Raw genomic sequence first — 12,841 nt, 5'->3', positions numbered from 1 at the left:
GGTTTGAGAAGTTTGTTATGAATTCATCCCAAAAAACACTCCCTTTCTTCATCGCCTGATTATACTGATAAAATTCTGATTTTAGGTATGCTATCCATTCCCCTTCAGGGATCATCGCCATACGGTTTGTCTTAATTATATCATCTGTAACGATTTTTTTATCAGACATGAGGTATGCTGCTAGGATTTCTTCCTCGCCCATGCTCGCCCCTAATAGTTTTCGTCTTACGCATCTCTCCTTAGTTTTTAGATATTTAATAAGGTCACTAGCTGTGTTAAGTTCTGTCAAAAGTAATCCTAAAGAAGTTTCATCCAAGACATGTATGAAGGTTTTATTAGGATATAAATCCCCTATGCAAAAAGGATTGTCCAAACATAATTTTGCATCGAGAGGAAAAGCGTTGCATAAAGTTGATGAGCTACCCTTGGCAAACGAATCATAGTAAGCTCTGGCAGCGGAAGATGTATTGTTAGTGACGGCTATCAAATGGAATTTAAAGTCTCCAGCTATATCAATTGGGAACTTAGTTTTGCATTCTTTGTCAACATATAATCTATCTGGGTGGTCCTTTATGAACTTTTCCGCTCCAAATAGTTGTGTGGCCGATTCGATAACTGATTTTTTAAACCATCTTTTCCACGATACATCAATCTTAGCGCTTTCATTGAATTTAATGCTTTTATCTGAAAAAATTACAACGTCTTTATCAAAAACAACTAGCAAATCGCAAACTTCTTTCCCGATTTTGTTTTTTGATATACCTTCATCACTATAAACATTGGCGTATGACCACAACCCTAAAAATGCATTATCAGCCAAATTTATCAGCTTTTCCTCTGAAGGATTGACGCCAATGTTTTTTACGATTTTTCTTAACATGGTAACTCATCAAATATTCGGTTGAAGATTAAAAAACCGGCCTGTAAAGCCGGTAAATGTTAATTTTAATCAGTTAGAAAAAGGTTGTTAAACCAGAGAGTTAAAAAAATCATATCAGCCGCGTCAGGAACGTTCACGTACCAGCGCGGAGAATCAAATTCATGTTCAAGTGGGAGACCGGCACGGCCCTCCTGCGTTAGCAGAATGTCCGCGCGTTTACCCCTGCAGTCCTCAAGATGTACTGACACACAGCTGCTCTTACCAATACGATGCGGGTTACAGGTGATATTGACCGGAGGCTGCAGCCGTGATCTCAGCGCGTTCTCCATTGCTGCCAGCCGCTCAGCCGTTGTCGCTGTCATCCCTGGTTCCCCTTGCGGATGCAGGCTGAACATGACAGGGGTTGGTGTTTCATCCGGCGCAGGGCGCTGGGTCAGAGGTTGCGCATACTTGAGCTTAATCATGCGGTCAGCATCTCTCTCTTATCGTTGTGTTCGGGCATCCCGGCCGCATCTTCCGTCAACAATCCCCGCAGACGATCCAATTTTTTCGCTACGAGAATAGCAGCATCTAGCTCAGAACAGTTATGTTTACGCATCAGTGCCTTGCGCTCAGCTTTCTCTTCTTTCTCCGTCATCCCCAGTGCAAGGAACAGACTGGGCGGCACAGCTCTGAATAATGCCTCAATCTCTTTAGCCAGCACGACGCCTTCTGTATAGCATCCGGACAGTTTTCTGGCTGACAGAAGTACATTTTTCTGCTCTTCAGAGAGAGTGCGAAAGCGGGCAATGTCCTCAACCTCTTTTTTCGGCATCGTCAGGCAGATCCACCATTCAGCCATGTTCAGCATTTTGCCGGCCGCGTTCGGGTAATCCTCAAGGTTTTGCGTGGCAAGCCAAAGCCATGCGCCCAGCTTACGCCACATTTTTACGACTTTTGTCATATACGGGGCGAGAAGTGGGTTGACCGTCACAACGTGAGCTTCATCGACGGTAAAAACGATATCGCGCTCTGAGTATTGATCACGCTCGGCGATATTATTAATTGTGTTTGTAAGCGAGACCATAGTCAGTGCCATCTGAGCTTCATAGCCCTCGCGTGCAAGGTGCGCCAGGTCAATCAGAGTGACGTCAACTTCAGGCCACAGCGAGCCTTCCTGATTAAACAGCTCAGCCTCAAAGCTGCCGTGCTGCGTAAACATACCCAGCGACTCGGCCATTTCCGCCGCTTTGGCCCGGCGCGACTCGTTACGTATTTGACCGCTGACGTTCTCCGTTTCCTGCGAAATTTTGTATAGCGCCTCCTGTAGATCGCTTGGCAGCATCTGACGGTTTTCATCCAGAGTTTTGCGAGCTGCCATAACCAGCGCTTCACGGATCATGGCCCGGTCAGCACGTTTAAGCGCCGCATCCTCTTTCTGGTCGCCGCCGGTGATCATCATGCGGGCAGAAATCTCCATTTCCCCTAAAATGTCACGCTTTTCATCAACTTCATCATCCGGGTCATCGTCGATGTCCGGCAGGTCATTTTCATTAATCGCGTGCGCCGGCGCATCAACATCAAAGAGTTTATGCGCGTCAGCGAACAGAGGCAGCGTTACACCGCTGCCAGGCTTTACGCTCACTTTATTGACCGTCAGCCCCTGACTTTCAAAGTAATCTGCCGTCAGGCCGAAGCTGTTACCGGCTTCCGCAATAAACAGCCGTGGACGATGAACAGCCATTAACTGACAAAGCATGGAGCAAAGCGTGGCGGACTTACCTGCGCCGGTCGGCCCAAACAGCAGCATATGGGCATTCTGAGAACGATCATTTTTATTGAGCGGATCAAAATTCAGGACGTCACCGCCACGATTAAAAAAGCTGAACCCCGGATTGCCGGTGCCGGTTTCACGGCCTGTCACGGGAAGCAGGCCAGCGATGTGCTGTACCCAGGTCAGGCGGGTATACCAGTTATTTTTGTCCTGCTTCGGATTGAAGCACATAGGCAGCGCACGCAGCCAGGTATTGAGCGGACCTGTTTCATGTTCGGCGCGAACAGGCTGAAGCCCTTCATTAAGCAGTACGGTGGTCAGCTCGATGCGCTTACGGTTCATCTCATTCATATCTGCAGCGCGCATGAAAAATGTGATGGCCGCGCGATAAAGCTTATGCCGGGTGCCCAGCAGCTCTTTAACCGCTTTAACGTCCTGTCGTACCCTGCCTGACTCGGAATTTTCACCAATGGCGTTCTTTGCCAGACGGTTAAATTTCTCTTCCAGTGTATCCTGCGGCTCTGCAATGACAGTCATGCAGAGCATGGTGCCTTCAGGGAACATGTCCATCAGGGCGTTAATCTGTTTCTCGCCCCGGCTTTTTTCACCGGTGATCGTCCCTGGCTGTGGCGGCTTACGTAGACGCTCTACAGACATGGCGGAATGAGCGATATTGTCCAGCCACCATACGCCGTTTTCCACGTCTGAATGCGGCGGCGTGAACAGGAGAGTTTCTGCAAAATCATTCTCAACCGGCATCATGCCTTCTGGCGTGTTACGGCTGTCTTCATAGGCGGCTGCACGATAAAACTGCTCTTTATCCAGACCAGCGGGCGCAGGATTAAACAGTCGCAGAAGCCATGAATGGACCTGCAGGCCATTCTGCCGTACGCAGTGGATGTTGACGCTTGATAGCGAACTGCAGATACGGTCACAGACCTGGTTGAGCATGCCAATCGGAGACATTAACTCGCCGCTGTTTTTTTCAGTCCAGCGATAAACCACCATGCGAGTGCGGCGCTGCTGACCTCTCCATGGCTGACCAGTGATAACCTTGTCAGTAAACAGCCCCTGTGGGCGTGCAATACCACGAAGATGAAGCTCTGTCTGTTTAAGCCATTCCTCAGTAAAAAGACTGCCCTGCGCGTGAGGTTTAACGTAGCCGCGCAGGCCGTCAAGATAGGAATCAAGGTTGTTTTCATCCTGACAGAAGAACTGCACGATCCAGGGATTCGCTTCAAGGTCATCAAAACTGTCCTGCAGGGCACTCTCTACGACGTCGCGTATTTGCTCCAGGCGCTGATCAGAACGACCTTCTGTCGCAACCGGCGTAACGTCATATACTGCGCCGACAGAAACTCCGTCATCGAGCAGCAGGCATTGCTCCTCATCGAGAAATTCAGCCCATGGCAGATAGTCAACGATGGATGGATTATGGGCGTAGACGCGTTTCTCATCAGCATCTGTCATTCTGGCAGGGCGGGACAGGGGCTCAGGTTCATTCTTTGCAGCCACAGCCGAAAGTTGCGACGCTTTAGCTGTAGGTTTACGTTTAAACAGGTCAAACATTACAGTGCCTCCGTGCGTTCACCAGGCATGGCATACTGCGTCTGGCCGTAAAAAGGAAACACAGTGCTGTAACCTGGTACAGGAGTATTGCCCTGAACCATGTGCGGGAACACATACATCACCATGTCAGGATTGGGCAATCGTGGAAACTGCTGGCTGATTTCAGATTCCTGGGTGCGGCTGTAACTATGATCGTCATCGATCGCAGCTTGCTGCTCGTTATCCGTCAATGCGCGGCGCAGAGCACTTCGGGCTTCGCTACCACGCGTCGCGCCAGTTTCACCGTCAGTGCCTTTCCACAGTTCCAGCATGTTGCTGTTGCCTGGCGGTAACATTTCATCTTTATTTGTGGAGCAGCCAGCAAGCGTGGAGGCTGCAACTAACATGAAAATTCCAAATTTTGTGCTGGTATTCATGGATATTCTCCTCAGTCCAGTCCGCCGGTGCTGCCGTCTTCTCCAGGCATGGTGAAGTCATACCGGACGCGGCGCCCTTTATCTTCGTAATCGATCGCCAGTTCACGGGTAATATGCACGGCGAGTTTTGCGCCCGGCTGCACGTAAATTGCGTCAAAAGTCTGCCCGTAGCGTTGTTTGATCCAGTCAGTGGTTTCAGACATTCCGCCGGAAAGCGCTTTGCCAAGCGCTGCCTGACCGGCGTCGCCGGTCATAGTGGCGGAAATGCCATTCACATTGTTTTGCGTTGTGTACTGCCCCTGACTCAATGCATCACCCGCCGCGCCGGCCGCTGACAGGCCAAAAATAGTTGGCAAATAAGTGGAGGCATTGGACTTACGCGTACCAGCAATACACGGGATCCCGTTATCATCAGAAATCCAGCCGATACCGCCACTGGTGCCGGTTTCTTTCCCGCTGTTCTGGTTGCTGTTATTGCTCTCTTTGCCGCTTCGGTCCGGTTTCGGAAGCGTACGAACAGTGCCATCTGTAAATACAAAGGTGATGCTGTTAACCTGACCGCGCACGCAGGAAAGAGTCCAGTCGCCGGAGGCGGTCCCGGACACAATTGCGCCCTCAACATCAGGCAGTTCAATGCCGTTGGCCGTCAGGTTATCTTTGCCAATAAGCACCTTGAAGGGATATGGGTCGGTTACGGTGCCGTTGATCGGCACGCGCCCAAGCAGAGCAGTCATCGAACGACTGCCTATTAGCGTTGAGTTTTCGGGTAAGGTATAGACCGGCTCGGCCTCTTCTTCGGCCTCTTTTTCGCTGGTTGAGCCTTTGACCTGCTGTTCATAGCTGGCTTTCTGTTTTGTCAGCGCATTTTCACCGAGAAATGATGTCGGAAATGCGGGATTACCGTTATCAGTGCCCGTGCTGCCGCCACCATTCTTGGATGATGTGCTGCTCTGGCCGTCCTGCGGTGAGACCCACATGAGACCATCACTGCCGGCTGCGGGCGCGCTTCCGGCGCCGGCGCCCATGCCATCAAGGCCCAGCCCCAGCGGTATATCACCGTTTTCGCCAGTTGCTTTGTCGGCCAGATCTTTGCCAGTATTCTTTAGCTGGCCTGTCAGCTCGTTAAGTTTTGCGGTCAGCGTGTTCTGCTGCTCGCGCAACTGCTTCTCACGCTGGCTGTAACCTTTTTGCACGTTCTGGACTGCTTCATTAACCTGACCGGAAACGTTCTGGTTACGCTCACGCAATTTTGCATTTTCTTTCAGCAGGAGATCGTTCTGCTTATTGAGTGCGTCCTGCTGCTGACGGATGGCATTCAGAGAACCGACGATCGTTTTAAGCGTATCCTGCGGTGTATCGCCTTCAATGCCGAGCGCCTTAAGTTCCTGAGGTGTCAGATTTTTCTGAGCCTCATTTGTTTGAGCTGTTGTTTGGGCGGCAGGCTCAGCCGGTTTACTGTTATGGCTTTTTACAGCGATGAAGCCGCCACCTACCAGGATGGCAGGCACAAGCACTTTTACCAGCCCGTTCGACTTAATTTTCATAGCGGATCACCTTCTGCGCAGGGCGGGAAACGGCTTTTCGGGCTAATGATGGTTCACGGACAAAGGCATCATCTGGACGGGCGGCAGTGACCAGGTAAAGCGTGGTGGTATCCTCTGGCGTGCCGGCGGCTCCCAGCCAGCGATGCTGAAAGGTCGCCGTAATAAACTGTCCCTGCAGTTCTCTCGGATCCAGAATGACTTTCTGCGCAGAATCGTTGCGTATTTTCAGGGCGATCACAGTGCGTCCAGCCACACCCCAGCCGGCTACGGGTGATACAGTCACCGGAGCGGAAGGGTAAAGCGTCGTAATTCGCGAAGGTAAATGCGGGTTTACCGGATGAATGCCTGGAACGGCCTCTACCGTACGCACAGGTGCATAAAGACTCTGGGCCGCATAGCGCGTCAGCAGCACCGGGATAGGCGCTTTGTAGCTTATTTTCTTTCTTTTCGTCTGCGAACTGTCATTGCCAGAACCAGTTTTAGTACGATCGTCAGCAGCGCTGCTGACGGTACTGACGTCACCGCTGTAGACAATTCTGACTGGCTCAGCCGTGGCTGTGTCTGTCGTGCGAACGTCCAGCAAAATGACTTCGCCAGATTCCATGTCCTGCAGCTGTAGGCGCGTCAGCGGAAACTCACTGGATGCTTTGAGGTAAACGGCGCCGCCGGTACTCTGGACCCGCAGCTTACCATTCAGGGCAGGGGGAAAGCCGACACGCACGTTTTTATCGACAAAGATGACGCGCTCACTGCCGGTCTTTAATGGGATCTGCAGCGGTACGCGTTCCCACTTCATGATTTCATCAGCACGTACAGTAGCTGAGTGCATGGCGAGCCCTGGAAGCAGGGCCAGCGTCGCCGCCACTATGAACGCACGGGAATTAACCGTTAACTTTAAGTAAGCCATCAGAACATCCCCTTTTTGTCTTCTTTCTGTTGAGCCGGTTCGGCAGACAGGCGTTGCGGGATACCGTCATAGCAGTCCAGCGCCATGCCAAACGGGTTGGTTTCACCGTTTCCATCCCAGCGCACCACTTTAATTGGGTAGCGGACCATGGCGCGTTTAACGGGTTCAGTGAGGTAATATTCGTCCGCAACCAGGTCAAGATTTACAACCCAGTTGTCACGGTCGATGACCTTCACACTGTCACTGGAATAGCCACGGCCCGGAATTTCATAGACGACGCGCACGCGATCGGTGAGCTCATTTTTCTCGCTGCGGACCTTGGCATCTTCCTCAAGAAATGCTTTGCACTGTGGTGTCAGGTAGGGAGAAAGCGAGTGGATCCTGGCCGGATAGTCTACTTTCCCGTTTTTAGGCCATGCATTAAGTTGTTGAAAAATATAATAACCAAAGCCGTAAACAGTCGGCGGCGGGATTTCCCACCAAGGACGGGTGCTGCCTTTACGCAAATCAGGCGGGTTATGGATAGTCAGTTTTTCGGGCGCGCGCATCCAGCCCACCATTGCGGTAACAAGTAACAGCAGTAAAACAGCGCAGGCCGCCCGCAAAGTGAAAATATGCTGATCGCGGCCCTTAACCGCGTGGCGAAAACGACTCATTTGGAACTCCTGATTTTTGTACTGCGACGCAGAGACCAGCCCTGCGAGTCGATAATCAATTGCGGATCGCCTATGCCCATACGGCGCCTTTTGAGCGCAAAAACCTGCCAGATGTAATTCTCAGGTTTTCCTCGCTTTTTCCGGGCAAGCCATTTCCGCCGAACAGGATAAATATCAGGGGAAAAAGCAGACTTCCCGTGGGGATAACCAGCCAGCTGAGAAAAAGAGAAAAGGGCAGCGATATGATCAAACCGAGAACGACCCCTATACAGGCAGCCAGGCCTAACTCGGGGGTAGTGAACCCCCGGAATACGACAGGCTCTGAATTGAGACGATCCGGCATATCTCGGATGGTCGTCATTCAAAAAGCTCCTTATCAGGTAACAATCTCAGCTGATTTACCAAGCAGCCAGATGACCAGAACCAGCAATACAATGCCGACGATAATGATCCCGCCGAATTTCCCCCAGGTGGCTCGTCCATCCCGCACTTCACTGAATGTTGTGATGCCTGCCTCAGATACTTTCAGGAAGCACACAGCAGCAATAACCAAACCAATCAGAACAATGCCGTCCTGAAAGTAAGCTTTAATGGTTTCCATCAGTCCGCCGCCGCCGCCAGACGTCGGCGCTTCTACCGTGGGGAGATCTGCCATAGCGTTTGAAATGGAAAAGACGCCGACCGTCGCTAATGTTGCTGTACGAGTCCAGGCTTTACGGGCACGAGCTGATAATGAGCTGATCTTTGACATGATGATTCCTGTATAAGTGATTGATAAAATTAACTTCCGAACATCCATAAACTGATAACGATTAATACGATGCTTCTTACAAAAAGTGATTTCGCAGCTGAAGCCCTTACACGCTGATTAGTCCAGCCGGCATAAAGGTCTACTGCAGCCCATGCGGCCCAGAGGAACAGCGTGGCGAACAATAATCCCAGCCATACGAGGTGCATAACCGACGGGTCTAAGTCACCAGATGCCGCCTTAAAAGCTGCAATCTGTTCCGCTGTCATTGCCATCAGGGACGCTCCCTGCGGTAATTTCCCGCTACACCCGATAAATCCCGGGGTTGGGCGCGTGATGGTTCCAGATAACGGTCAATACCGCCGCTAATCGTTTTCAGATCAGCAGTTGCGCGCTGATAATCGAAAAAGAAGCGGCCGCGCTCTGACGGATCCGCCTGTACAGCGGCAACCCGGGCCCGCTCCAGCGAAGCCTGAACCTGAACAATCATGCGCTGCGCAGATGCCAGCTCATCTTTCTCAGATGCAGACGCCGGAGAAGACGCGATAGATACCAGGCCCAGCACACCGCCGCATAAAAGAAATCGTGTTGCCGGACAAAGAGATTTCATACGCACCTCCAGTGGTTGTTGAGTGCGATAAGCATGCGAAATCACGCGACCGGGTTCAGCCGTTAACTCTTTTTGGAAAAATAAAAATTTAGGCAACGCTGCTGATGTGGGGTGAGATGAAAAACAGGCTTATTGTTTGTTGTAACTAAATAAAGCTACTGACGCGCCGCTTTGCGCCTTGTCTGCTGCCGGCAGGCACCTGAAAGCAAGTTTCAGGCTCCTCCGGCCAGCTCTTATATAGAGCTCAGGCATTTAATTAGTGTCCGCGTAATAAAATTAAAACTGAGGTAAACAACAGGACTTTTCAGTCAGTGATTGCAGAAAAAAGCCTGCATGGCGCAGGCTTTATGGTGGCTGGCTTAAAGATACTTTTTAAAGGAAGCGGTTGTAACTGTTATGGTCAGACCCAGCATTATCGCTGCGGGCAGTAACAGGAGATTGGGATAGACCGCAGAAGGCCAGGACAGGTAGGCCATTACCGGCAGATACACAGCCGGCTTGATTAACCTTTTGGCGCGATGATACAGAAACGACGACTCATACCCCGCGCCGAACCGACGTAAATCACGGCGGCCCAAACCTTCAACCACGGCTACACACACGACTAACAGAAACAGAGGTACAGACAGCGCTATGATTGTGACACGGATCAGCGTCACGATAGTGACATAGACGGTAGCCAAAAGGTATTGCTGCAGATATCCGGCCAGCCAGTTGCTGGCCCCTTTCAGGTTTCTTGATATTTCATTACCGCTGTTCATCTCCGTCTCATACTGTGTCTGGATCCAGCTGATGATCCCACTGTCTACAAAAGCCCATTGATAGGCGTCAGTTATCCAGCGGGTAACTGTCACTGCAGGCTCTGATAACAGCAGGCTTCGGGTGAAGTCAGAAGACAGATAACCAAATTCAGTGTTCATTACTTCCTGGCTGTGCGCTGCGCCCATTTCCGGCCAGAAAAATGCGATCCCGATATACTCAATTATCAAACTAACAAATAACGAAGCCAGAATTACTCCAATAAGTTTCCACGGCCAGCCCCAGATCAGGTTATAAATCAGGCCATGTTCGCGTGGCGGGACAGGTTGTTGTTGATACGGCTGCGGAGCGGTACGGCGTGCTTCAGACATTACTATCTCCCTTCACCTGCGTGGCGCCTGAAACTCTGCTGTCCCACCATCCCTCGCTGCTGTGGTAGTTACGACGCATCTCTTCAGCAAGGCGCGCTATATTTTCAGGCATATGCACGTCACCAGCATCGCCCGCCGGTAGTGGCATACGTATTTTCCAGAGCTGGCCGCCTTCAAGCAGCGCAAATGCCTGGCCTTTTGGCAGGGTGACGATATCGGAAGGCTCAAGCAGCGGCACTTTGATAGTGCCGACGCGGTCCTGAGTACTGGACGTGAAGTCATGGTTTACAGTGACGTCAGCTGAATCTTGATGCCCTGAGACCAAGGTTTTACTGTAGATTTCAACCTGAGGCAGCTGCGAGGTAAGAAGTTCGGCAGTTCGGTTCTCCCTTACGCGTAGCATAATCAGATTGTTAAAGTTACCCTGTACTTGGGAAGTTTTAGCCGCGCTGCCGATCCGTGCCTCAATGTCTGAGGACGTCTGCGTGTAAGCCGTTACCTGCATACCGGCGCCTCCGCCTTTATTGATGAGGGGAATGAACTCATTTCCCATCAGTTCATTAAACTCATCGCAATGCAGGTTAATTGCCTCTTTAGTCTCTTTTGAACCGGGCAGGCCACCGTTGATGCCATGCTTGTAGATATGACCGGCCACACTAACCAAATCGGCAAACATACTGTTACCTACAGCGCTAGCAACCTCACTGTCACTCAGTGCGTCCAGCCCTACATACACAATGCCTTTTTTACGGATCACCTGTTCCCAGTCAAAAATCGGCCGCGAGTCGTCCATGTTCAGGTAGTCCGGAGACAACAGTTCTGCTGTTTTTCCTGTAGTGAGTTTTTCCAGCAGAGGCAGGAGCGACGCAACGATTTTATCGAAGTAGGTTCGGTCATAACGAACTGCTGAGCGCAGGCCATCGAGTATCGGATCATAAAGTTGCTGTCCCGCTTCCGAGCTCAGCGCCACCTCAACCGCCCAGATGCGTACAGCTTCAGGCTGTCCCTGCATAGAGCGCGGAACGTCATCCTCACTGAATGCGTTAGCGTTATTTTCAATCTGACTGTTCAGCTCGGGCAGCTGCTCGGTAATAATTTTTTCGGCATAACGCAGGTACAAATCGGCAATGTTGTTTACATAACGAGTAATCAGGGTGTAATCCGGGCGCTCGCCAAGCGCAACCAGTGCCCGGGCAACAATATTCACGAATCGCCAGGCAAACTCCCGGAACGCCGCGCTGTTACCTTCTCCGCTGAGCTGGCCGGCTACGCGGGTTGCGACTTCTGAAACCCGGCCAAAACGTCCTACGGCGTTATAGCGTGCAGAGATATCAGGCCAGCCCAGATGGAAAACCGTCAGCTCATCGCCCCGTCCCGCCCGGTGCGCCTCAGCCCAAACTCTTTTAAGCAGGTCTGCATCGCCTTTCGGATCGAAAACGATGGTGACGTCTCCGCGGCGTATATCCTGAGTAATCAGCAGCTCTGCCAGACGCGTTTTACCCACGCGGGTTGTACCATAAACAACGGTATGGCCGACACGCTCCCGCAAATCGAGCGTAACGTCACTTTCATTCGGTTCAATGCCGTGTATTGCCGGATTACCGCCAACCGGAGGCAGCGGGCGTACGGGATTAACCACAGTATCAGCACTGAGTAACCTACCGATCGTCGGAAAACTTTTTTCCGTCGCTTCCTCTAGATTACGAGCCAGCTGATACAGCCGGGAAGGCTGCAAATAGTGCGCGACTTCCGGACGCAGCGTATCGCGCAGGCGCTGTGTATGCTTCTGAGTCCAGCGGAACCCTCTGCCCAAAAAAAGCCGGCGCTTACTCACAGGGATCTGTTTTGACGTCATAACATAGCGCGGCAGACGACGCAGATTGCGGCGATAACGGACAACCTGCATGCCCTGTCGGGCACGAATAGCTGACAGAACAGCGAATCCCCCGGCGGTGACATAGCTGACTGAAGGCGCGAGCGCGACCGCCCAGGGTGCTGTGACACATACGACAGCTGCTGTGCCGGCGGCAACCGCTGTATTCAGTTCAACCGCCGGGCGCAGTAGCGCCTCGATAACGTATTTATTACTCACCGGGAAAACTCCTCTATTGGTTTACCTGCCAGCAGGTTCAGTAATCTTTGTCCGCTGATGATCTCCAGCTGCTGTGTCCCTCTGCTGACGTCCCAGCTTTTCTGGCCTGTCCGTCCCGTGTGAATAAACAGGCCGCGCTGGCCCATGCGTGTCAGCAGTGCGTCAAAATCTCTGACATGCGCCGGCACGATAGCCTGGCTGTAACGTTTGGCCTGGATAAGCCAGCATTCGCCATTGATGTGAACCTTTCCATCCAGCCCGCCATCACCGCTATATGAAGGGTTACGCTGAATGCGGTATCCCTGGCGCTCAAATGCCAGCAGTAGTAACTCAACACATAAGGATTTATTTTCCGCAGATAACTCATGCGCTGACCGTCTCCTCCAAGCTGTCTGAGGCGTACATAAACCCGCTCTGCATTCTTACGATATTGATGATGGCGCTGCTCTCTGACCGTCTGCCGACGAAAGCGCCAGAACAGATAAATCATCAGCGCCAGTAGCACGACAAAAATGACTGGATTTGCCATTAACAGT

11 protein-coding genes and 3 pseudogenes are annotated in these 12,841 nt (G+C 51.6%); all 14 read right to left on the bottom strand.

The window, feature by feature from the left end:
* Positions 1-880, bottom strand: a pseudogene (locus FJW00_RS15295) (hypothetical protein); the annotation flags it as partial.
* A 65-nt stretch (positions 881-945) separates the two neighbouring features.
* Positions 946-1,344, bottom strand: a complete 399-nt coding sequence (locus FJW00_RS15290) for a hypothetical protein (protein WP_140924821.1) — start codon at positions 1,342-1,344, stop codon at positions 946-948.
* Positions 1,341-4,202, bottom strand: coding sequence for a conjugative transfer ATPase (locus FJW00_RS15285; RefSeq protein WP_140924819.1), 2,862 nt, complete (start codon positions 4,200-4,202; stop codon positions 1,341-1,343). The genes FJW00_RS15290 and FJW00_RS15285 overlap by 4 nt, the downstream gene beginning before the upstream one ends.
* Positions 4,202-4,618 carry a TIGR03751 family conjugal transfer lipoprotein gene (locus FJW00_RS15280; protein WP_140924817.1) on the bottom strand — a complete coding sequence of 139 codons (417 nt, stop codon included), beginning with the start codon at positions 4,616-4,618 and terminating at the stop codon, positions 4,202-4,204. Before FJW00_RS15280 ends, FJW00_RS15285 begins: the two co-directional genes overlap by 1 nt.
* A gap of 11 nt (positions 4,619-4,629) precedes the next feature.
* Entirely contained in the window at positions 4,630-6,162 is a 1,533-nt protein-coding gene (locus tag FJW00_RS15275) for a TIGR03752 family integrating conjugative element protein (RefSeq protein WP_140924815.1), read from the bottom strand.
* On the bottom strand, positions 6,152-7,069 hold the full coding sequence (locus FJW00_RS15270) for a TIGR03749 family integrating conjugative element protein (RefSeq protein WP_140924813.1): 918 nt from the start codon (positions 7,067-7,069) through the stop codon (positions 6,152-6,154). The genes FJW00_RS15275 and FJW00_RS15270 overlap by 11 nt, the downstream gene beginning before the upstream one ends.
* Positions 7,069-7,725: a PFL_4703 family integrating conjugative element protein gene (locus FJW00_RS15265; protein WP_140924810.1), complete on the bottom strand. Its 657-nt coding sequence runs from the start codon at positions 7,723-7,725 to the stop codon at positions 7,069-7,071. The genes FJW00_RS15270 and FJW00_RS15265 overlap by 1 nt, the downstream gene beginning before the upstream one ends.
* Positions 7,722-8,086: pseudogene (locus FJW00_RS15260) on the bottom strand (TIGR03750 family conjugal transfer protein). Before FJW00_RS15260 ends, FJW00_RS15265 begins: the two are co-directional and overlap by 4 nt.
* 15 nt (positions 8,087-8,101) lie before the next feature.
* On the bottom strand, positions 8,102-8,476 hold the full coding sequence (locus FJW00_RS15255; protein WP_140924808.1) for a TIGR03745 family integrating conjugative element membrane protein: 375 nt from the start codon (positions 8,474-8,476) through the stop codon (positions 8,102-8,104).
* Between the two features lie 29 nt (positions 8,477-8,505).
* Positions 8,506-8,748: a TIGR03758 family integrating conjugative element protein gene (locus FJW00_RS15250; RefSeq protein WP_140924806.1), complete on the bottom strand. Its 243-nt coding sequence runs from the start codon at positions 8,746-8,748 to the stop codon at positions 8,506-8,508.
* Positions 8,748-9,083 carry an integrative conjugative element protein, RAQPRD family gene (locus FJW00_RS15245; protein ID WP_140924837.1) on the bottom strand — a complete coding sequence of 112 codons (336 nt, stop codon included), beginning with the start codon at positions 9,081-9,083 and terminating at the stop codon, positions 8,748-8,750. The genes FJW00_RS15250 and FJW00_RS15245 overlap by 1 nt, the downstream gene beginning before the upstream one ends.
* A gap of 359 nt (positions 9,084-9,442) precedes the next feature.
* Positions 9,443-10,213 (bottom strand): TIGR03747 family integrating conjugative element membrane protein, encoded by a 771-nt coding sequence (locus tag FJW00_RS15240; protein WP_140924804.1) that lies wholly within the window; start codon positions 10,211-10,213, stop codon positions 9,443-9,445.
* A complete protein-coding gene (traD, locus tag FJW00_RS15235; protein WP_140924802.1) occupies positions 10,206-12,305 on the bottom strand; it encodes a type IV conjugative transfer system coupling protein TraD in 2,100 nt (699 codons plus the stop codon). The genes FJW00_RS15240 and traD overlap by 8 nt, the downstream gene beginning before the upstream one ends.
* Positions 12,302-12,834, bottom strand: a pseudogene (locus tag FJW00_RS15230) (restriction endonuclease). The gene traD and the pseudogene FJW00_RS15230 overlap by 4 nt, the downstream one beginning before the upstream one ends.
* Positions 12,835-12,841 lie beyond the last annotated feature (7 nt).

The organism is Pantoea anthophila (genome assembly GCF_006494375.1).
GTDB classification, from domain to species: Bacteria; Pseudomonadota; Gammaproteobacteria; order Enterobacterales; family Enterobacteriaceae; genus Pantoea; species Pantoea anthophila.
Note: the sequence above shows the minus strand (reverse complement) of the source record. Positions and strands in the feature narration are given on the sequence as shown.

Bases quoted from the DNA above. Each gene is read 5' to 3' on its own strand.
- FJW00_RS15290 (WP_140924821.1), bottom strand. From the start codon at position 1,344: ATGATTAAGCTCAAGTATGCGCAACCTCTGACCCAGCGCCCTGCGCCG.
- FJW00_RS15285 (WP_140924819.1), bottom strand. From the start codon at position 4,202: ATGTTTGACCTGTTTAAACGTAAACCTACAGCTAAAGCGTCGCAACTT.
- FJW00_RS15280 (WP_140924817.1), bottom strand. From the start codon at position 4,618: ATGAATACCAGCACAAAATTTGGAATTTTCATGTTAGTTGCAGCCTCC.
- FJW00_RS15275 (WP_140924815.1), bottom strand. From the start codon at position 6,162: ATGAAAATTAAGTCGAACGGGCTGGTAAAAGTGCTTGTGCCTGCCATC.
- FJW00_RS15270 (WP_140924813.1), bottom strand. From the start codon at position 7,069: ATGGCTTACTTAAAGTTAACGGTTAATTCCCGTGCGTTCATAGTGGCG.
- FJW00_RS15265 (WP_140924810.1), bottom strand. From the start codon at position 7,725: ATGAGTCGTTTTCGCCACGCGGTTAAGGGCCGCGATCAGCATATTTTC.
- FJW00_RS15255 (WP_140924808.1), bottom strand. From the start codon at position 8,476: ATGTCAAAGATCAGCTCATTATCAGCTCGTGCCCGTAAAGCCTGGACT.
- FJW00_RS15250 (WP_140924806.1), bottom strand. From the start codon at position 8,748: ATGGCAATGACAGCGGAACAGATTGCAGCTTTTAAGGCGGCATCTGGT.
- FJW00_RS15245 (WP_140924837.1), bottom strand. From the start codon at position 9,083: ATGAAATCTCTTTGTCCGGCAACACGATTTCTTTTATGCGGCGGTGTG.
- FJW00_RS15240 (WP_140924804.1), bottom strand. From the start codon at position 10,213: ATGTCTGAAGCACGCCGTACCGCTCCGCAGCCGTATCAACAACAACCT.